This is a genomic window from Mesorhizobium sp. B2-8-3 (genome assembly GCF_006440815.1).
GTDB lineage: Bacteria > Pseudomonadota > Alphaproteobacteria > Rhizobiales > Rhizobiaceae > Mesorhizobium.
In genome coordinates, this window is sequence record NZ_VFTW01000002.1 from 324420 (window position 1) to 342252 (window position 17833).

20 protein-coding genes and 2 pseudogenes are annotated in these 17833 nt (G+C 64.0%); all 22 read right to left on the reverse strand.

From position 1 onward, the window contains the following. Positions 1-76 precede the first annotated feature (76 nt). Positions 77-364: a type II toxin-antitoxin system RelE/ParE family toxin gene (locus FJ418_RS04400; protein WP_140656224.1), complete on the reverse strand. Its 288-nt coding sequence runs from the start codon at positions 362-364 to the stop codon at positions 77-79. Continuing rightward, entirely contained in the window at positions 361-603 is a 243-nt protein-coding gene (locus tag FJ418_RS04405) for a CopG family ribbon-helix-helix protein (protein ID WP_176476948.1), read from the reverse strand. The genes FJ418_RS04400 and FJ418_RS04405 overlap by 4 nt, the downstream gene beginning before the upstream one ends. A 132-nt stretch (positions 604-735) precedes the next feature. After that, positions 736-945, reverse strand: a complete 210-nt coding sequence (locus tag FJ418_RS31800) for a hypothetical protein (RefSeq protein ID WP_181166833.1) — start codon at positions 943-945, stop codon at positions 736-738. A 29-nt stretch (positions 946-974) separates the two neighbouring features. Continuing rightward, positions 975-1499, reverse strand: a pseudogene (locus FJ418_RS04415) (GNAT family N-acetyltransferase). Between the two features lie 3 nt (positions 1500-1502). Beyond that, a pseudogene (locus tag FJ418_RS32170) lies at positions 1503-1800 on the reverse strand (DUF1778 domain-containing protein). Positions 1801-1836: 36 nt separating this feature from the next. Beyond that, positions 1837-2571 carry a tRNA (guanine(46)-N(7))-methyltransferase TrmB gene (locus FJ418_RS04425; protein ID WP_140863829.1) on the reverse strand — a complete coding sequence of 245 codons (735 nt, stop codon included), beginning with the start codon at positions 2569-2571 and terminating at the stop codon, positions 1837-1839. After that, on the reverse strand, positions 2568-3833 hold the full coding sequence (gene metK, locus FJ418_RS04430; protein WP_140645344.1) for a methionine adenosyltransferase: 1266 nt from the start codon (positions 3831-3833) through the stop codon (positions 2568-2570). The genes FJ418_RS04425 and metK overlap by 4 nt, the downstream gene beginning before the upstream one ends. Positions 3834-3997: 164 nt before the next feature. Further along, positions 3998-4420 carry a helix-turn-helix transcriptional regulator gene (locus FJ418_RS04435; RefSeq protein WP_140645345.1) on the reverse strand — a complete coding sequence of 141 codons (423 nt, stop codon included), beginning with the start codon at positions 4418-4420 and terminating at the stop codon, positions 3998-4000. 140 nt (positions 4421-4560) lie between these two features. Further along, on the reverse strand, positions 4561-6150 hold the full coding sequence (gene lnt / locus FJ418_RS04440) for an apolipoprotein N-acyltransferase (protein ID WP_140863831.1): 1590 nt from the start codon (positions 6148-6150) through the stop codon (positions 4561-4563). A gap of 176 nt (positions 6151-6326) precedes the next feature. Then, positions 6327-6797, reverse strand: a complete 471-nt coding sequence (locus FJ418_RS04445; RefSeq protein WP_140656206.1) for a VOC family protein — start codon at positions 6795-6797, stop codon at positions 6327-6329. Between the two features lie 12 nt (positions 6798-6809). Continuing rightward, complete coding sequence (locus FJ418_RS04450) at positions 6810-7886, reverse strand: hemolysin family protein (RefSeq protein WP_140656203.1); 1077 nt, start codon at positions 7884-7886, stop codon at positions 6810-6812. Between the two features lie 27 nt (positions 7887-7913). Next, positions 7914-8411, reverse strand: coding sequence for an rRNA maturation RNase YbeY (gene ybeY, locus FJ418_RS04455; RefSeq protein WP_140656201.1), 498 nt, complete (start codon positions 8409-8411; stop codon positions 7914-7916). 11 nt (positions 8412-8422) lie between these two features. Next, complete coding sequence (locus FJ418_RS04460) at positions 8423-9415, reverse strand: PhoH family protein (protein WP_226892268.1); 993 nt, start codon at positions 9413-9415, stop codon at positions 8423-8425. An 83-nt stretch (positions 9416-9498) separates the two neighbouring features. Next, entirely contained in the window at positions 9499-10908 is a 1410-nt protein-coding gene (gene miaB / locus FJ418_RS04465; RefSeq protein ID WP_140863832.1) for a tRNA (N6-isopentenyl adenosine(37)-C2)-methylthiotransferase MiaB, read from the reverse strand. Between the two features lie 107 nt (positions 10909-11015). Next, the gene (locus FJ418_RS04470) at positions 11016-11816 is read right to left on the reverse strand and encodes a lysophospholipid acyltransferase family protein (protein ID WP_140863834.1); all 801 of its coding nucleotides are present in this window, start codon (positions 11814-11816) and stop codon (positions 11016-11018) included. 27 nt (positions 11817-11843) lie between these two features. Then, entirely contained in the window at positions 11844-12338 is a 495-nt protein-coding gene (locus FJ418_RS04475; RefSeq protein WP_140645353.1) for an N-acetyltransferase, read from the reverse strand. Next, positions 12338-13027: a tRNA (adenosine(37)-N6)-threonylcarbamoyltransferase complex dimerization subunit type 1 TsaB gene (tsaB, locus tag FJ418_RS04480; RefSeq protein WP_140863836.1), complete on the reverse strand. Its 690-nt coding sequence runs from the start codon at positions 13025-13027 to the stop codon at positions 12338-12340. The genes FJ418_RS04475 and tsaB overlap by 1 nt, the downstream gene beginning before the upstream one ends. Positions 13028-13163: 136 nt before the next feature. Next, the gene (locus FJ418_RS04485; RefSeq protein ID WP_140863838.1) at positions 13164-14279 is read right to left on the reverse strand and encodes a DUF1513 domain-containing protein; all 1116 of its coding nucleotides are present in this window, start codon (positions 14277-14279) and stop codon (positions 13164-13166) included. 3 nt (positions 14280-14282) lie between these two features. Continuing rightward, positions 14283-15362 carry an imelysin family protein gene (locus tag FJ418_RS04490; protein WP_140863841.1) on the reverse strand — a complete coding sequence of 360 codons (1080 nt, stop codon included), beginning with the start codon at positions 15360-15362 and terminating at the stop codon, positions 14283-14285. Continuing rightward, the gene (locus FJ418_RS04495; RefSeq protein ID WP_140863844.1) at positions 15362-16966 is read right to left on the reverse strand and encodes a di-heme oxidoredictase family protein; all 1605 of its coding nucleotides are present in this window, start codon (positions 16964-16966) and stop codon (positions 15362-15364) included. Before FJ418_RS04495 ends, FJ418_RS04490 begins: the two co-directional genes overlap by 1 nt. Before the next feature lie 12 nt (positions 16967-16978). After that, entirely contained in the window at positions 16979-17464 is a 486-nt protein-coding gene (bfr, locus tag FJ418_RS04500) for a bacterioferritin (RefSeq protein ID WP_140863848.1), read from the reverse strand. After that, positions 17430-17741: a (2Fe-2S)-binding protein gene (locus tag FJ418_RS04505; RefSeq protein WP_140863850.1), complete on the reverse strand. Its 312-nt coding sequence runs from the start codon at positions 17739-17741 to the stop codon at positions 17430-17432. The genes bfr and FJ418_RS04505 overlap by 35 nt, the downstream gene beginning before the upstream one ends. Positions 17742-17833 lie beyond the last annotated feature (92 nt).

Here is a 17833-nt window from a genome sequence, read left to right on the forward strand (position 1 = left end):
CGACCAAGAATTTGAGGTTGATATAGACGATCCCGAATTGTGTTTCAAGCCTGCAGGCAAAGGCTGGCGGCGGTGTCTACAACTGGCGCGGCCATCGCTGGGCCGCATGCATTACGGTGAGTATCTCGATCTCGCCGCCGACCACGCGGTAGGGAATTATGTATGGCATGTCAGCCAGGACCAGCTCTCGTGTCCCTTTCACCCGCCCGACCCGCCCCATGGCGGGTTGCTCGGCGAGATTGTCCGCGGAGGAAACGATGCGGGCAACAACCCTCGCCGCGGCTGTTGGATTGTCCTTTTCGATGAAAGCGCCAATCTGGTCGAGACGGCGCACGGCGCGCTGGGTCCAGCGGATCCGCTTCATCGTTCGGACTTGACGTATTTCGCTATGACGCCGGCCAAATCCTTCTCACTTGCAAATTCTCCTCGATCGGCTTCATCAAGGCCGGCCTCGATCTCGGCAAGCTGCCATTCTTCCCTGGCGACATAGTCTTCGATCGCTTGAGCAGCGACGTAGGAACGGGAGCGATCCACCTTTTCGGCCAATTGGTCGAGCTTGGCCACGGTCTCATCAGGAAGCCGCACGGTAAAGGCACTCATCATCCTGTCTCCATTCTGGTTCACTCTGAATGTGATGGAACCAAAGTGGTTCGTCAAGAACCCGCCTGGACTGCCTGCGTTGCGCGCCGCGCATGGCGGCCATGCAGCCCTTTGTGAACCGACTGTCGTCACCATCTAGGTTGCAGTGCAAAAGAAAGGACGCGCGCGGTGGCGCGTGAAGCTGATCATATGGACCGTGGATTGTTTTTCGTCATCGGCGATTTCTTCAACACATTCGGCAGCGCGGCAACGGCCGCGCGAGCCGTCGAGGCCGGGCGCAAGCCGCGCCGCAGCGCCCTGAAGAAGCTCGGCATCGATCCGGCCGCTTTCGATCGGATAGGCCACTTCTAGCCTCATAAACGGAAGCCCGACCATCAACATCTCGCTGAATGGCGGTGGGCGTCCACCAGCGACGCGGCGATTGCCGCGATCGAACGAAATAAGATGAGCGGATCGTCTCTCGTCGGGAGAAATCCCCCGCGCTGCCAGAACTGCGCCGCTTCCGCATCGACTGCATTGATCATCAGCGCACGCCCTCCGATCAGTTCCGCCGCCTGAACGCAGCGCTGAAGGGCATGCTTTTACCAAGCCGGTGCCGATGCCGCGCCCAGCCCAACCGGTATCGGTCGCAAGCTGGCCGAGGAGCAGGCACGGCACCGGGTCGGGCGGTTGCCCGTGCGGACTGACCGGGGCAGGATCGAAGGCACGACGGCCGTCGGCGCCAAACCGTAATATCCAATCACGCGGCCGGCTTCGTGGACGACGAGAACGGCTGTGAAGCCCTTCTCCTGATTGGAAAGCGCGCGGGTTTTCAGCCAGTGATCAAGCGCAGGCTTCCCACAGGAAAATCCGGACACGTCGTGAACTGCCGTAAGCGGTTCGGGAGCCGATAAGGCCACTGGTCAGCGCTTCGTCGTATAACCAGCTTTCCAAGGCGCAGACCGCTTTGCCAATTCCACCATGTCGGGAACCGGCGCGGCCGGGGCCGACAGAACCTCCATGAACTCCGCGAACCCTTCCGGTCTCCTGCGGACAAGACGGTTATCCATCAGCACATCCTCGGCCGCGCACGGCGGCATCGCGCACGAAATCCGTGCGGGACCGGCCGCGCAGAGTGGCGGCACGATCGATCATCGTCACATCCGCTTCCGGCAGGCGCATCGAGATCGGGTATTCCTTACGTTCAACCGAGGCGGCCATAGCTGTCTCCAGCCTGCAATGCAGCGATCTGTAGCTCTATATGCAATACAGATCGCCCGATAACTTCCGGATGAACGTTAGATAGGCGGGCCGCCGCCCCTCGCGGATGGCCTTGGCCTCATAGCGCGTGCCGGGCCAACCTTCATAGGGCCGGTGCCAATCGGCGGCATCCCGCACCTGCCATTCAAAGGTGCCACTGGCGCGGCAGGCAAGCAGCGTCCAGTTCACATAGCTGTCGATGTCGGAGGCGAAGCGGAACCTGCCGCCGGCTTTCAGCACCCGGGCGAAGCGGCCGAGATTGGCGGCGCCGACGAAGCGTCGCTTCCAATGCTTCTTCTTGGGCCATGGATCGGGATAGAGCAGATCGATGCCGTCGAGCGAGGCTTCCGGCAGCCAGTCGAGCAGGCGCGTGGCGTCGTCGTCATAGACTCTCAGATTGGCAAGCGGCGTCTTGCCAAGCGCCGTCATCATCTTGGCCATGCCGTTGACGAAGGGTTCGACGCCGATGAAGCCGGTTGCCGGCGCTTCCGCGGCGCGATGCAACAGATGCTCACCGCCGCCGAAGCCGATTTCCAGCTGGAGCGCCGAAACCTGTGCCTTGAACAAGATCCTGAGATCAGCCGGCGCTTGCGCCGTCAGGTCGACCCGGTATTCGCGCAGGCCGCCTTCGAGGGCGATCGCCTGCTGAGGGCGTATAGTCTTGCCGTGCCGGCGACCGAAGAAGCCTTCGGTCGCCCGGCTTGGCCTGTCCTTTGCGTCCGCTGGCGTCAGGCGGCGACGGCGTCCTTGAGCGCCTTGGCGAGATCGGTCTTTTCCCAGGAGAAGGAGCCGTCGCGACCGGCCTTGCGGCCGAAATGGCCGTAGGACGAGGTTTTTGCATAGATCGGCTTGTTGAGGTCCAGATGACGGCGGATGCCCGACGGCGACAGGTCCATGACCTTGCGCAGCGCATCCTCGAGCTTCGATTCGTCCACCTTTCCGGTGCCGTGCAGGTCGACATAGACCGACAGCGGCTGGGCGACGCCGATGGCGTAGGAGAGCTGGATGGTGCAGCGGTCGGCAAGCTTGGCCGCCACCACGTTCTTGGCAAGGTAGCGCGCCGCATAGGCGGCCGAGCGGTCGACCTTGGTGGTGTCCTTGCCCGAGAAGGCGCCGCCGCCATGGGGCGCCGCGCCACCATAGGTGTCGACGATGATCTTGCGGCCGGTGAGGCCGGCATCGCCGTCAGGCCCGCCGATGACGAACTTGCCGGTCGGGTTGATGTACCAGTTGCAGTCCTCGGCGATCTTCAGGTCGCCAAGCGCCTCGCGGATATAGGGCTCGACCACCTTGCGGACCTTCTTGGAATCCCAGCTCGTATCGAGATGCTGGGTGGAGAGCACGATCTGCGTGACTTCCGCCGCCTTGCCGTCGGCATAGCGCACGGTGACCTGGCTCTTGGCGTCCGGGCCGAGCTTGCCGGCCTCGCCATTGCCTTCATGGCGTGCCGCCGCCAGCAATTCGAGAATCTTGTGGCTGTAATAGATCGGCGCCGGCATGAGGTCGGGCGTCTCGCGGCAGGCGTAGCCGAACATGATGCCCTGGTCGCCCGCGCCTTCCTCGCCCTGGCGGTCGGCGGCATTGTCGACGCCCTGGCCGATGTCGGGCGACTGGCCATGCAGCAGCACGTCGATCTTGGCGGTCTTCCAGTGGAAGCCGGATTGCTCGTAGCCGATCTCGCGGATCGCCTTGCGGGCAACCGACTTGAACTTGGCCGGGTTGACCACAGGGTGGCCGGACGCATCCTTGAGGACGTTGCCCGCCTTGTCCTTCTTCAAAAGCGTGTCGGGGACGCGGACCTCGCCGGCGATGACGACGCGGTTGGTGGTGGCCAGCGTCTCGCAAGCGACGCGCACCTTCCACGGATCCATGCCCGTCTTCTTGGCTTCGCGATAGACCAGATCGACGATCTCGTCCGAGATGCGGTCACAAACTTTGTCGGGATGACCCTCGGAGACGGATTCCGAGGTGAAGAGATAATTCTGCCGCGTCACGGGTGTCCCCTCTTGAAAAAAGATCGGCAGGCTGCCGATTTTGGCGCGCCACGTGTTAGCGGTGCCGGGCGCCGCTCGTCAAGCGGCGCGACGGATCTGGCATGAATGTCGGTAAGGCCGGCTATGCCACCGGCGGCAGAGCGCCGCCGGTGGCATCGGTAAAATCAATCGGCGTCTTCCGCGGAAAGCGCCTTGACCAGATCGATGATCCTGCGGCGCACCTTGACGTCGCCGATCTTGACGAAAGCCCGGTTGAGCTGAAGCCCCTCGGGACTGCCGCAGAATTCGATGGCGAACGCCATCGAGGAGTCTTCCGCAAATCCTCGATTGCCGCCGCCGGCCTCCTCGCCCGGGGCATCCTCGAAGAAGAAGGCGACAGGAACGCTCAGGATGGAGGCGATCGCCTGCAGACGGCTGGCGCCAACCCTGTTCGTGCCCTTTTCGTACTTCTGGATCTGCTGAAAAGTGATGCCGAGATTTTCACCCAGCTTTTCCTGGCTCATTCCAAGCATATTGCGACGCAACCGGATGCGACTCCCGACATGGATGTCGATCGGATTCGGCTTCTTCTTGTTCTCTTCTGTCATTTTTTCCTCGCCGAATTTTTCCGGCTTTTTCTATTTTGTTCCGCCCATATGAAGCCGGAGCCACCTGCCCCAACAGAACCCTCCAACCGACTTCGAGAAAATTTTAGGCGTTACAGTATGAGTTTCTAATGTGCCGACTGTCAATTCACCCGTAGCCGCTGCCTTACATTCAATGTGAGGGCAATCAGCGCTAACAGCAACATGATCAGCAATCCGTTAATGCGCCGCTGTTTCGCAGACAGGAGGGCGCGCCCAGAAACCGGCACATGCGCGTCGATGGCGCCGCGCGCGTCGACGGCAAGCGCGTCGATAATGCGCCCGCGCGAATCGACGACTGCGGAGATGCCATTGTTGGCCGCGCGCAGCAGCGGCAATCCATTCTCCACTGCCCGAATCTGCGCCTGCCTGAAGTGCTGATACGGGCCTGGCGTGTCGCCAAACCATGCGTCGTTGGTGACGTTCACGATTACGTCAGATGACGCAGAGTCGGCGGCGACGAGATCGGGAAAGATAACCTCGTAGCAGATGAACGGCGCGGCACGCAGGCCGCCCGGCACGGCGATTGGATGGCGCTCGTTGCCGGCGGCGAAATTCATCGGTCCGGCGACGAGTTGGCCTATGCCGAAGCGTTCGAACAGGTCGGCGAAAGGCAGATATTCGCCGAAGGGCACCAGATGCACCTTGTCGACGGCATCGACGATCTCGCCCTTGTCGTTGATCGCCACCACGGAATTGTAATAGCGGCTGCCGGCATTCGCCGAACCGCCCTCCTCGCGCACGACGCCGGCAATCAGCATCTGGCCGTCGGTCAGCATGTCGCCCAGTGCCGTCAGCGCGTCCGGACGCTCGGTGAAGAGAAACGGCACCGATGTCTCCGGCCACAGAATGAGCTGGGGCTTGGCGTGACTTTCTTCGGGTGCTTTCCCCGATATTCCCAGCAAAGTCGCGAAGATGCGGTCGCGCACCGAGGCGTCCCATTTTTCGCTGAGGTCGACCGCGGGCTGGACGATGCGGACGTCGATGGATCGTGTCGCCGGCTCGGCGGGCATGGCGAGCCTGAAATAGCCGAAGCCGACATGGGCGGCGGCGAGGATGACGAACAGGGCAACACCCAGCCTCAGATGCCGGCGCGCCGCGACCAGCGCCGGCAGCGAAAACAGGAAGACCGCGAGCGCGTTCATGCCGATCATGCCGGTCACCGAAACGCTCTGCATCAGAAGCGGCACCGGCATCGCCGCATAGCCGACGGCATTCCAGGGAAAGCCGGTGAAGAGGAAGTCGCGCAACCATTCGGCAAGGCCGAACCCGAAGGCAAGGGCGGCGATGCGGCCGATATCGCTGCTCCAGAACAGCCGCGCCACCACGGTGGCAAAGCCATAGAAGAAGGCCAGCGCGAAGGGGATGCCGACGACGGCGAAGGGCAAGGCCCAGGCGAAATTGTCGGCCTCGACCAGCAAGGCCTGGCCGATCCACCAGAGACCGGCGAGGAAGTAGCCGAAGCCGAACCACCAACCTGTTGCGAAAGCCGGCCGCAGGCGCCGGAACCAGCCATCGGAAGCCTCGCCGGTGGCGCCGTCGAGCAGCCAGACGAGGACCGGGAACGAAACGAAGCAGACGGCGAAGAAATCGTAAGGCGCCTGGGCAAGCACCGCCAGCGCTCCGGCGGCAAACGCCACCAGCGCCCGCCGCCACCCCCACAGCAGAATTATCCGGCCGGCAAAGCGCTGCATCCAGCTTCCCAAGTCGCGCGAATCAGGGAGCTAGAGGTTTAACAGGCTGGGCCCGGCGTTCCAAACCCAGATAAGCGCGGCCTGACACACGGTCGCGCTATCGCGGGAATCCCGCCATAGCCCTTTGTTTAGCCGCATTTCCGCAACGCCAAGCGGTTCCGCTTGGTTGCAAAAGCTCAGCGGTGCCAGCCCTGGATGCGCAGGCCACTCAGTCGCTCAGCCTCGTCCTTGGGGACAACGCGCACGGTGCGGGTGAATGTCCAGACATGACCTTCGAGGTCACGAGCGCGGTATTGGCGCTCGCCGTAGAAATGGTCGGCGGGCTCCTCGACGATCTGCGCGCCCGCCGCACGCGCTTGCTCGCAATGCGCGTCGATATCTTGCTGCAGGCGCACATAGACGGCCTGCGTGTTCTTGCCGCCGACGGAGGCCGGGCTGGCGATATGCTCATCCCATTCGGAATCGACGATGATATAGCCGTCGCCAAAACGCATTTCGGCATGCACCAGCCGACCCTCGGCATCGCTCACCAGCATGCTCGGCTCGAAGCCGAAGGCCGCCTGCAGCCAGATCAATGCCGCGCGTGGATCCTTGTAGAAAACACCCGAACCCAGAACCGCGTGCTTGAACGGATCGTCTATCGCCATCGGACCGCGATATCAGGCCTGTTCGGTGCGGGCCGCGCGGCGGCGCTGGCGCTCGCCCTTCTGGCTCTGCACGATGCGCACGCGCTTGACGCGGCGCGGGTCGGCGTCGAGCACGTGGAACTCGAAGCCGGGAATGGCCTGCACGACTTCGCCCCTGGCCGGGACGCGGCCGAGCGTGTTGAAAATCATGCCGCCGATCGTGTCGACATATTCGCCATGCTCGCCGGCGGCGAAATCCTCGCCGATCATCTTGGCGACCTCGTCGATCTCGGCCTTGCCGTCGACGACGAAGACGCCGTCGCCGGTCTGCGTGACCATCGGCTCGTCATCGTCATGCTCGTCCTCGATGTCGCCGACCACCATCTCGACGATATCCTCCAGCGAGGCGAGACCGTCGGTGCCGCCATACTCGTCGATGACCAGCGCCATCTGCGTGCGGTTCGTCTGCATGCGCCCCATCAGGTCGGAGGCAAGCATCGAGGGTGGCACGAACAGCACCGGGCGGATCAGGCTGAGATCGCCGATGGTACGCGCAAGGTCGACCTGGGCAAGGTCGAGCGCGGTCGACGCCGGCGTCTTCGCTCTGCTGCGGCCCTTCTTGACGCGAGCGAGCTTGGTGATGTGGGCGAGCACGTCGCGGATGTGGACCATGCCACGCGGATCGTCCAGCGTCTCGGAATACACCGGCATGCGCGAATGGCCGGACTGCTCGAACAGGCCGAGCAGATCGCCAAGCGTCGTGTTGATCTCGACCGCCTCGATATCGGCGCGCGGCACCATGACATCCTCGACCCGGACTTCGCGCAGGCGAAGGATGTTGTTGAGCATGGCGCGTTCGCCGGGCGAGAAGGCGCCGGCATCGGTCGCCGTTTCCGCGAGCGCGCCGGCAATCTCTTCGCGCAGGCTGGTGCCGTTGCGGTGCCGGAACAGGCCGAGCACGCGGTCGAAGAGCGAAGGACCGGCATGCGTCGGCTCTGCGGCCGCGCTGCCGGCGGGAATACTCGGACTGGAGCCCTCTTCCGTCTTTTCGGAAGGCTTGGCAGCACTGCCGGCGTCCGGACGGGCGGCAGTTTCTGGTGTGTCGTTCATCGCCATCGGGTCAATTGAGCTTTTTTGTTACGCGTAGGGATCGGGAATGGCAAGCCTCGCAAGCGCCGCGCGCTCGATCGCTTCCATCTCCTCCGCCTCGGCGTCGGTCTCGTGATCATGGCCCAAAAGATGCAGCAGGCCATGGATAACGAGATGGGTGATATGGTTTTCAATCGGCTTGTCTTCCAGAGCGGCCTCGCGCGCCACCGTCTCGGAAGCCAGCACGATGTCGCCCAGCATCGGCGGCAGCTTGCCGCCTTTCGGAAAGGAAAAAGCCGGGAAAGACAGGACGTTGGTGGGCTTGTCCTTGCCGCGCCACTCGGCATTGAGCGTCCGGATATGGGCATCGTCGGAAAAGACGACGCTGAGCTCGGAGGCGCCGCCCGCGTCGGTTTCGGCAAAAGCGGCTGCAACGGCGCGATCGACGAGACGCGTCAGTTCTGCTTCCGCGGGCCAAGCGCCTGCCTCGACGAAAATATCGATATCGACCGGCGCTTCGCCGCCAAATTCCGGCTTCTGAGCCATAGGGCCTATAGTCAGCTTTCGGCGCCCAAGCCTCGCGCCAGCTTGCCGTCGCGGTCATAGGCCTTGACGATCTCGGCGACCAGCGGGTGGCGCACCACATCGCCCTCGTTGAAGCGGACGGTGACGATGCCGGGCACGCCGTCGAGGACGCGCAGCGCCTCGACCAGACCCGACTTGGTGTTGGGCGGAAGGTCGATCTGGGTCGGATCGCCGGTGACTATCATGCGGGAGTTCTCGCCGAGACGGGTCAGGAACATCTTCATCTGCATCGGCGTGGTGTTCTGCGCCTCGTCGAGAATCACCGCCGCATGCGCCAGCGTGCGGCCGCGCATGAAGGCCAAGGGCGCGATCTCGATGACTTCGGCCGCGATCGCCCGCTCGACCTTGTCGGCCGGCATCATGTCGTAGAGCGCGTCGTAGAGAGGCCTGAGATACGGATCCACCTTCTCCTTCATGTCGCCGGGCAGGAAGCCCAGCCGCTCGCCGGCCTCGACGGCCGGACGCGACAGGATGATGCGCTCGACCATGCCGCGTTCTAGCAGCATCGCCGCATGCGCCACCGCCAGATAGGTCTTGCCGGTGCCGGCGGGACCGATGCCGAACACCATTTCGGAGCGTTCCAGCGCCCGCATATAGGCATCCTGGTTGAGCGAGCGGGCATAGATCGTCTTCTTTCGTGTCGCGATCTGGGCGGCCGAAACCTTGCCCTTACGCTCCATCGTCGGCAGGGTCAGCTGGTCGTCGGCGGCAATCGCCATGCGTACGGCGCCGTCGACATCCGACTGGCCAATGTCGACGCCCTTCTGCAGGATGCCGTAGAGGGTGTCCAGCGCGCGGCGCGCCTGTTCGGCGGCGGCGGCCGAGCCCTTGATCGTCAGCTGATTGCCGCGCGAGCGGATGTCGACGCCGAGCTTCTGCTCGAGCCTGGCGAGGTTCTCATCGAACTGGCCGTAAAGGGCGCTGGCTAGCTTGTTGTTGTCGAAGGTCAGTACGATGTGCGCCATGTCGGAGGCCCCGGACGCCTGGTTCTGGGGCGGATTCTTCAGTTCAGCAGCGCTCAACCGTCTCTCCTCATCTGCCGAGGTCGTCAGACCAATTCGGCGAACAGGCTGTTGTAGCCCGTCCTTGTGATTCGTACGTCGATAATGTCACCGATTCCGCCGGCCTTGTCGTCAACAATAACCGGCTGCAGCCACGGTGAACGGCCTACTTTCTGGCCGGCCTGTCGGCCAGGCTTCTCGATCAGCGTGCCGATGGTCTTGCCGACCAGGCTCAAGCCGAAATCCTGCTGCTGCCTCAGGAGCAGCGCCTGAAGGCGTTGCAGCCGTTCGTCCTTCACCGCCTCGGCCACGTGGTCGCTCATCTCAGCGCCCGGCGTGCCGGGGCGAGGCGAATATTTGAACGAGAAAGCCGAGGCATAGTTCACTTCGCGCACCAACTGCAGCGTCGCTTCGAAGTCGGCATCGGTCTCGCCGGGGAAACCGACGATGAAGTCGCCGGACATGGCGATGTCGGTTCGGGCGGCGCGGATGCGCTCGATAAGCGCGAGATAGTCGCGCGCCGTATGCCGGCGGTTCATCGCCTTGAGAATGCGATCCGAGCCGGACTGCACGGGCAGATGCAGATAGGGCATCAGCGCCGGCAGATCGCGATGCGCGGCGATCAGCTCGTCGTCCATGTCGCGCGGATGGCTGGTGGTGTAGCGCAGCCGCGCCAGGCCGGGGATTTCCGCCAGACGGAACAGCAGACGGCCAAGACCCCATTCCTCGCCATTTCCGCCGACGCCGTGCCAGGCGTTGACGTTCTGGCCGAGCAGCGTCACCTCGCGCACGCCGGCCTCGGCCAGGCGCTCGGCCTCGGCGACGATCTGCGCCACCGGGCGCGAAACCTCGGAGCCGCGCGTATAAGGCACGACGCAGAAGGTGCAGAACTTGTCGCACCCCTCCTGCACCGTCAGGAAGGCGGTGACGCCGCGCTTTGCCAATTCGGCGCGCCTGGGCTGCGGCAGATGCTCGAACTTGTCCTCGATGGCGTATTCGGTCTCGACGATCTTTTCGCCGCCGCGGACCCGCGCCAGCACGTCGGGCAGCCGGTGATAGGTCTGCGGGCCGATGACCAGATCGACCGCCGGGGCGCGGCGGATGATCTCGGCGCCTTCGGCCTGCGCCACGCAGCCGGCGACGCCGATCAAGAGCTCGCGGCCGGCCACGGCGCGTTCGGCTTTCATGTCGCGGATGCGGCCAAGCTCGGAATAGACCTTTTCCGCCGCCTTTTCGCGGATATGGCATGTGTTGAGCAGCACCAGATCGGCGTCTTCGACGGCGTCGGTGGCGACATAGCCGTCGGCGACCAGCGCATCGGTCATGCGCTGGGAATCGTAGACGTTCATCTGGCAGCCATAGGTCTTGACGAAGACCTTTTTCGCCGCGCGGACAGTGCCGGCCGAGTGCTCGGCCGCAGTGCCGATGCCATGGCTTTCAATCATGTTCAATTCCATCGGGCGGCTTCTAGCGCCTTTCCGTGACAAAAAACAGACGATTCTGCCCGCGGCGCGTCGCGCCGCCTTGTTCCAAAATCGCTACAGGCCCTTGGGCGACATAACAATCAGCGGCTCTTGGCCGGGTCGGCGAGGATGGCCTGCATCATCTCGCGCACCTTGGCTTCCATCAGCCTTGCCCTCTCCTTACGGTTCGAACCCTTGGAGAACGGCACCGGCTCGCCGAAATGCACCTCGGCATCGATCGCCCCTTCGGCAAGCAAGGTTTTCAGGTGCGGCATCAGATCCTGGTCGCCGATCCAGGCGGTCATCGGCCGATGGCGGCGCCCCATGGGCATGCCGTGCAGTCGCGTGTAGGCGATCGCCACGGGCTGGATGAAGACCTGTTCGGCCGCCCCTTCCGAAATCGCCATGGAGGCCGCGCCGAACAGCGTGCTCTTGAACGGCAGCACGAGGTTGCCGTCGCCGGTCGAGCCTTCGGCGAACAGCACCATGGCATCGCCCTTGGCCATGCGCCTGGCAATCTGGCTTGCTTGGTCGCCGGAAGTGCGCTTGCGCTCGCGCTCGATGTAGACGGTGCGCTGCAGCTTGGACAGCATGCCGATCAGCGGCCAGCCCTCCATGTCGGCCCGGGCGATGAATTTCACATCGACAAAGGAGCCGAGCACCATGATGTCGGTCCAGGAAATGTGGTTGGCCGCCACCAGCAGCGGACGTTCCCTGGCCAGCGCGCCCTTCACATGCACCCGCATGCCGAGCGCCCGCAGGATCATTCTGTGCCAGATTTTGAGAATGAACGTTTCGGGCCACAGCCCCGTCTTCATCGACAGCATCTGCAGCGGCACCAGCACCAGCGAACAGACGACGACATAAGCGAGCGCCAGGAAAATCCGCAATTTCTTGATCATTCGCTCCGGCCCTATCGCGCGGACTGGCTAGCGAAGATCGCGGCGCATGACAAGCGCGCCGGTCGGGCCATGCTCGGTCGAGCGATAGTAGTTCGGCCGATGGCCGACCTGGCGGAAGCCGAGCCTGCGGTAAAGCCCGATCGCCGGCGTGTTGGTCTCGTCGACCTCGAGGAAGAGCGCCGCGGCGCGCTGCGTATGCAATTCGCGCAGCACCGCGTCCATCAATTGCCAGCCGAGCCCCTGGCGGCGATGCGTGCGGGCGACGGCCAAGGTCAGGATCTCGCCCTCGCCGGCCGCCAGCCGCGCGAGCACGAAGCCAACCGGCGGCTTGGAGCCTTGGCCGGTCTCACGCGCGGCATAGCCGAAGACCGTGTCCTGCTCGAGAAGTGCTGCGAATTCGCCGTCGGTCCAGGGCCGCACGAAATCCTCGCGATGCAGCACCGAAACAGCGGCGCTGTCGGCGACCGTCAACGGTTCCAGCGCATAGTCCCTGCGGCGCGGCTGAAAGAACGGTATGCGCATCAGGAATCGTTTCCCCTGTCCTGCCTTGGCAGAATGAAACCCGCCTGCGGCTTGGCGTCGGCGCCGCGCAGATAAAGCGGTTTGGGCTTTTCGCCCGGTTCCCTGGCCGAGGCCAGCCTGGCATAGGTCGCGATGTCGGCTGTGGCGGCAACCGGACCAGTTTCGAAGGCATGAACCGCCGCCTTGGCAATCTGCGGCGCGGCGGTCCCGACCAGGACCGCGTCGGCGCCGATGGCCATGGTCACTGCATCGGAAAGCGCAGCTACGGAAGGTCCGTAAGTCTCGACTAACGCTTTATCATAGAGCGCCGCATGGATTTCCTCGCGGCCGGCATCGAGCGCGGCAAGCACCGCGCGCCCGGGAAACGCATTCGCAGCCTCCGCCGCCAGGGCTTCCAGCGTCGTCACGCCGATCGCCGGGATTTTCAGCGCCAGCGCCAGGCCGCGCGCTGCCGATACGCCGACGCGCAGGCCGGTGAAAGAGCCCGGTCCGATCGAGACGGCAACAGCGTTGAGGTCAGGGTAATCGACCCCACCGGCTTGCAGGGCCGTCTCGATGACGGCCATCAGATGCTCCGCATGCCCCTTGCCGAGGTCGCGCACCTCACGGCCAAGCTCCTTCCCCGCGCCTGCATCATAGACGCAGGCAGCGCAGAGACTGGCGGCGCAGTCGATGGCGAGCAGCTTCATATAGGCAACTTCATATGGCCATTAATGAACTGGATCGAAACACAATTCCCTCTGCCCGGCATAGGCCGCCGCCGCAAGAGCCAGGGCGGAGAAATGTTAAGCGGCTTTGCTTTCCGGCAGCGCCAGGACCTTGTTGTCAGGCAGAGGCCGCGATGCGCAGCATGTGGTTGTCCCAGACATAGTCCGGCTCGGAACGGGTCGAGCCGGCGCCGCCGACGATCTCGCCGGCGCCGGTCGTTGCCATGAAGCCAGCGCCGTCGGGCGCGAGGCCGCAGACCTCGACCAGTGATCTGGTCGCGACCACGCGTCCGCTGGCGGCGTCGAGGACGGCCAGCGAATTGCCTTCCGGCGAAGTGATGGCGACCGTACCTGTGGCGGCATTGGCGGCGACCGAGCCGATATAATTGCGGAAGCCGGAGAGCACGTCCTGCGGCATCTCCAAGAGCTCGAGGTCCTTGCCGCGCGCGGCGCGGCCGACCAGCGCGGGGCGGTCGGTCGCCGGCCCGCGATACTGGCAGCCGAACCAGACCGTGCCCGCCTGGTCGCGATCCATGTGGCGGATCGACAGCTGATGCAACGCCGGCGGCAATTCATGCTTTTCGATGAGGTCGCCGGTGACGCGGTCGACCAGCGTATAGGACGGCTTCATCGTCGCGATGTTGAGCTCGGCTCGGCCATAGTCGGGATGGGTTTCGATGCCGCCATTGGCGATGGCTAAAGTGCGGCCATCGCCGAGCAGGAGCAGCTCATGCGGTCCCATGCCATAGGTCGGGAATTCGCCGATGCGATTGAATTTCTCCCGCGCATCGTAGACACCGACGACACCTGCCGCATTGTCGAAATCGTTCTCGGTCGCATAGAGCAAGGCGCCGTCGGGCGAGAACACGCCATGGCCGAAGAAATGCCGGCCGGCGATGCTGGCGATGGTCAAGGGCTTGTCGCGGCCGGCTTGGTCGAAGACAACCGCGAAGGTGCCGGGCTGACGGGCGAAGACCACCGAACGCTTCGACACCGGATCGAAGGCGACGTCATGGCCGCGATCGGGCAGATCGACCGTGTGCAGGATTTTTCCCGCCTCGGAGAGCACGGCGGCGCCGAAGCTGCCGTCGCGCTTGACGAAGGCCGTGGCAAACACCGCGCCCGCGGCAAGCGTGTCGGCCCAGGCACGCGGCGCCATGGCGGCGGCAAAGCCCGCGCCCGCGGCCCGCAGGAAATCGCGGCGATCGATGAGCTTTGTACCTGTCCTCGCCATCGATCAATCTCCGTCCAGCGACGAGAAGCCGGCGGTCAGGCCGAACTCGGCGGTCATCCTGGTGCCGATCAAGGTCGACAGGCTCGAGGTTATCAGCGCGAAATGCTCGAGCTTGCCGCGCAGCGCGGGGTCCGCGAGCGCCTTGTCGATCGGACCGGCGATCGACTTCGCCGTCGCCACGCCGTTAGTGAGCTGGATGTGGATGGATTCGGCCATCCATTGCGCATCGGCGGGCAGCGCATCGCCGAGCTTGGAAGCCTGGAACAGTTGGTCGATGCCGGACAGGTTTGCGGCCAGCGAAGCCGTCGTGTTCTGCGAGCGCCAGTAGATCGCCTGCTTCGGCTTGTCGGCATCGGGCCTGGCGCCGAGAAAACCTTTCAGCCGCACGTCGCGGATCATGTCCAGCTCGTTGATAAAGACACCGACCAGTTCCGTCACCGCTTCGTTGCCGTCTCGGTAGAGCGGGTTTTTCGGTCCTGGGTTGGCCCAGAGCGACGCAAAGCCGTCAGGGTTTTGCCAGGCATCGCGCACCTCGCCGGCCATCGCTTCGACATTGCCGGCGACAGCCGAGCCATAAGCGCAGCGGTAAGGATCGTCCTTCCTGGCAAGCGTTTCGGCGCCGTCGCCGTAAAGCACATATTCGAGCCCGCCGAGGCCCTGCATGGCGACGCTCTTTTGCGCCAGTTGCGCCGGATCGGTGGCTGACGGATCCTTGGATGCCAGCGTGGCCTGCACTTGCCTCAGGCCGATGCTCTTGCGGTCCGGCCAATAGAGCATGCGCTCCAGTCGGTTGTTCTCCTTGATCGGCCCGAAGGCGATGATCTCGGCCACCGACCAGGCCTCGACCGTGCCTGAAAACGCCACGCGCGCCGCTTCGAGATTCTTTTCGGACGGCGCTTCGCAAAGCTGGTGCATCGCCTTGGTCAGGCCCGCCGCATGCTCGTCAAGGCTGGCATAGGCCGGGCGGACGAAACCGTCGATCGCGCGGCCGATGACATCGGAGGCCTTCACCGCGGCCGATGCCGGCAGGGAGATCGCCAGAAAAAGCGGAAGGGCAAGGGTGGCGGCCAGGCGTTTCGACATCAAAGCGACTCCAGGAATTTAATCAGCGCGTCACGATCGGCCGCGGCGGCCCCGGCAAAGCGATCGCGCGCCTTACGACCTTCGCCGCCATGCCACAGGATCGCCTCGGCAAGCGTGCGGGCGCGGCCGTCATGCAGATAGAAGCTGTTGCCGTTGACTGTCGCGGTGAGCCCAATACCCCAGAGCGGCGGGGTGCGCCACTCGCTGCCGCTCGCTTCGCCTACCCGTTGCCCGTCGGCAAGGCCCTCGCCCATGTCGTGCAGCAGGAAGTCGGAATAAGGCCAGATCAGCTGGAAGGCCTGCGCCTTGTTGGGCGTGCCGCGCATGGTGACGAATTTCGGCGTGTGGCAGGAAATGCAGCCCATCTCGTAGAACTGCTTCTTGCCGGCGAGCACGTCAGGTTTGTCGAGATCGCGCCGCGCCGGCACGGCCAGATTCTGCGAATAGAAGGTGACGAGGTCCATGACAGGGGGCGGCGCCTCGGCCGTGCCGAGGCGTTCCTGCACGCCGTTCGGCATTGCAAGGCAATCCGTCTGCGCCTTGGTGCAATCGCCCCAATGCTTCGGCATTTCCGGGGTGGAGATGCCGATATCGCCGGCAAAGGCATCGGCCGCCTGCTGGCGGATCGAGGCGGTCTGCGCCTTCCAGCCGAAGCGGCCCACGGTCACCGCGCCGCTCAGTTCGTCGCGCACGATGTTCGGCCGGCCCGAAATACCGTCACCGTTACGATCGCCCGGATCGGCATTGGCGAGGATATCGGCAGGCGCGATCTGCTCGATCAGGCCGAGCCCGATCATCGGCGGCGTCAGCCGAGGCGAGAGCGTGGTGCGCGGATCGAGCGGGCCATAGCCGAGATTTTCGACCGAATAGCGCGGCTTGCGCAGCGTAACAACGGCGCCGTCGCCGAGCGTCACTTTTTGCTCCTGGTAATCGACGCGCATCCGGCCTTCGCCTTTGAGGCCCGGAACCGCAAGATCCTGCAGTTGCGTGCCATAGACCGCATCGGGAAAGTTCAGCACCTTGTGGTCGGCAAGCGCGGTCTTTTCCTCGGCGCTGGCGGCGTCGCGCGCCAGCCGCAGGAACATAGACGTCGATCCGGCATCGCCTTCCGGAGGACGCCCGCGGCCGTCCTTCAAATGGCAATTCTGGCAGGCGCGCTCGTTGAACAGCGGGCCGAGCCCGTCCGAAGCCTGGGTCGAGGACGGCGACGACACCCAGTTCTTGCGGAACAGCGCGTTGCCGAGCTTGAAGCTGCCCTCTTCCTCAAAGGTGATGTTGGCGGAGGATTGCGAGAAGGCATCGCGGTTGACGTCCTTGCGCGACGTGCCGGCGCCGCCTTGCATCAGCTCGAACGGCTCGGGCCTGGTAAACTCGGTCGTTGGCCTGGTGACCGCCAGAACCCGCGCCTGATCCTTCGGCGTCAGGTCGGTGCGGCTCGTCGGCATAGCGGCTGGCTCACCGGCCATCGCGGGAACGGAAAGCATGATCGCCAGCAAAAGCGACGCCCCACTGCCGATCCGGTATCGCGGGGTCTTCTGAAGCGGCAGGCCGTCGATTGCGGCCCGCAGCGCGCGGCGCGAAAAATGATCTACGGGGCGCCGCATTCCCGCATGTCCTTACTCCGCCTCGCTGGCCGAGTCGGCGTTGAGCTGGCCGTACTTTTCCTCGCCGATCGAGGCAAGCAGGTCGAGCTGCGTTTCCAGGAAGTCGATATGTCCTTCCTCGTCGGTCAAAAGGTCCTCGAACAGCTTCATCGAGACGAAATCGCCTTCCTCGTGGCAGATCTCGCGCGAGCGTTTGTAAGCGGAGCGCGCGTCATATTCGCCGGCCAGATCGGATTCGAGCACTTCCTTGACGTTCTGGCCGATGCGCAACGGCGCGACGGACTGCAGATTGGGATGGCCTTCGAGGAAGATGATGCGCGCGATCAGCCTGTCGGCGTGATGCATTTCCTCGATCGATTCCGCCCGCTCCTTCTTTGCCAGCTTGGTGTAGCCCCAATCCTCGAGCAGACGATAATGCACCCAGTACTGGTTGACGGCTCCAAGCTCCAGAAACAGAGCTTCATTAAGCCGCCCGATGACCTGCGGTTCGCCTTTCATGGGGTCTGCTCCCGTATTGGACGCGCAAGCCTCTCACGCGGTCCAGGTGTGAAACGATGTCCACGCCGCCCACCCCTGAGCGGGCGTGGTAGTTCTCGGTGACCCGAATGATCGTTTCCACCACATTTGGGAAACAGCCGCAACAGCGACCGCGCTTGCGCATCGCATGATAGACCTTCGCGGGCACGATCAGCTGCCAGGGATCCTCATCCAGCAGGCCGACGATCGTCTGCTCGATCTCCTTCTCGGTGATGATGTTGCAATGGCAGATCAGCATTCACTTGCTCTGGCTGACGGCGCCGGCCACGGCGCCGCTTGGATTATTTGTTAGTCGGGCATGATCTTATCCAAAAACCGGTATCCACTTTT

What these genes read in the sequence shown, in the direction of transcription:
- ybeY (WP_140656201.1), bottom strand. Translation starts at nt 8,411, where the DNA reads ATGGCTCAGAAGCCGGAATTTGGCGGCGAAGCGCCGGTCGATATCGAT.
- FJ418_RS04490 (WP_140863841.1), bottom strand. Translation starts at nt 15,362, where the DNA reads ATGTCGAAACGCCTGGCCGCCACCCTTGCCCTTCCGCTTTTTCTGGCG.
- FJ418_RS04495 (WP_140863844.1), bottom strand. Translation starts at nt 16,966, where the DNA reads ATGCGGCGCCCCGTAGATCATTTTTCGCGCCGCGCGCTGCGGGCCGCA.
- bfr (WP_140863848.1), bottom strand. Translation starts at nt 17,464, where the DNA reads ATGAAAGGCGAACCGCAGGTCATCGGGCGGCTTAATGAAGCTCTGTTT.
- FJ418_RS04445 (WP_140656206.1), bottom strand. Translation starts at nt 6,797, where the DNA reads ATGGCGATAGACGATCCGTTCAAGCACGCGGTTCTGGGTTCGGGTGTT.
- lnt (WP_140863831.1), bottom strand. Translation starts at nt 6,150, where the DNA reads ATGCAGCGCTTTGCCGGCCGGATAATTCTGCTGTGGGGGTGGCGGCGG.
- FJ418_RS04470 (WP_140863834.1), bottom strand. Translation starts at nt 11,816, where the DNA reads ATGATCAAGAAATTGCGGATTTTCCTGGCGCTCGCTTATGTCGTCGTC.
- FJ418_RS04450 (WP_140656203.1), bottom strand. Translation starts at nt 7,886, where the DNA reads ATGAACGACACACCAGAAACTGCCGCCCGTCCGGACGCCGGCAGTGCT.
- FJ418_RS04400 (WP_140656224.1), bottom strand. Translation starts at nt 364, where the DNA reads ATGAAGCGGATCCGCTGGACCCAGCGCGCCGTGCGCCGTCTCGACCAG.
- FJ418_RS04435 (WP_140645345.1), bottom strand. Translation starts at nt 4,420, where the DNA reads ATGACAGAAGAGAACAAGAAGAAGCCGAATCCGATCGACATCCATGTC.
- FJ418_RS04475 (WP_140645353.1), bottom strand. Translation starts at nt 12,338, where the DNA reads ATGCGCATACCGTTCTTTCAGCCGCGCCGCAGGGACTATGCGCTGGAA.
- FJ418_RS04405 (WP_176476948.1), bottom strand. Translation starts at nt 603, where the DNA reads ATGATGAGTGCCTTTACCGTGCGGCTTCCTGATGAGACCGTGGCCAAG.
- FJ418_RS04485 (WP_140863838.1), bottom strand. Translation starts at nt 14,279, where the DNA reads ATGGCGAGGACAGGTACAAAGCTCATCGATCGCCGCGATTTCCTGCGG.
- tsaB (WP_140863836.1), bottom strand. Translation starts at nt 13,027, where the DNA reads ATGAAGCTGCTCGCCATCGACTGCGCCGCCAGTCTCTGCGCTGCCTGC.
- miaB (WP_140863832.1), bottom strand. Translation starts at nt 10,908, where the DNA reads ATGGAATTGAACATGATTGAAAGCCATGGCATCGGCACTGCGGCCGAG.
- FJ418_RS04505 (WP_140863850.1), bottom strand. Translation starts at nt 17,741, where the DNA reads ATGCTGATCTGCCATTGCAACATCATCACCGAGAAGGAGATCGAGCAG.
- FJ418_RS04460 (WP_226892268.1), bottom strand. Translation starts at nt 9,415, where the DNA reads ATGGCGCACATCGTACTGACCTTCGACAACAACAAGCTAGCCAGCGCC.